Source organism: Citrobacter sp. wls613 (assembly GCF_005281195.1).
GTDB lineage: Bacteria > Pseudomonadota > Gammaproteobacteria > Enterobacterales > Enterobacteriaceae > Citrobacter > Citrobacter gillenii.
The window spans coordinates 410-895 of the sequence record NZ_SZXN01000033.1 but is presented as its reverse complement, the minus strand read 5'-3'; the positions used below and the strand labels follow the sequence as shown (position 1 = coordinate 895).

The following is a 486-nucleotide window of genomic DNA, read 5'->3' as shown; positions in this document are numbered from 1 at the left end:
AGTTTGTGCCGAAACAGATCCACGTTCTGCATGAATCACAGCAACAGTCCGGCATTGGCTCCGGTCTTAATGAAGGCGATACCGTGGTGGTCAGTGGCCTGTTCCTCATTGACTCCGAAGCCAATATTACGGGCGCGCTGGAACGTATGCGCCACCCTGAAAAAACAGAAAACAGTATGCCAGCAATGTCTGAGCAGCCTGTAAATATGCATTCAGGGCACTGAGGAGACGACGATGATGGAATGGATTATCCGGCGCTCTGTCGCCAACCGTTTCCTGGTCATGATGGGCGCACTGTTTCTCAGCATCTGGGGCACATGGACGATAATTAACACGCCGGTCGATGCGCTGCCTGACCTGTCAGATGTGCAGGTCATTATTAAAACCAGCTATCCCGGACAGGCTCCGCAGATTGTAGAAAACCAGGTCACCTATCCGCTTACCACCACCATGCTGTCCGTACCTGGCGCAAAAACCGTGCGTGGC

General features: G+C 53.1%; 1 protein-coding gene and 1 pseudogene. Both read left to right on the top strand.

The window, feature by feature from the left end:
• Nucleotides 1-224: pseudogene (locus tag FDX01_RS04605) on the top strand (efflux RND transporter periplasmic adaptor subunit); the annotation flags it as partial.
• 10 nt (nucleotides 225-234) lie between these two features.
• On the top strand, nucleotides 235-486 hold a 252-nt coding region (locus FDX01_RS04600; protein ID WP_137399317.1), incomplete at its 3' end, for an efflux RND transporter permease subunit.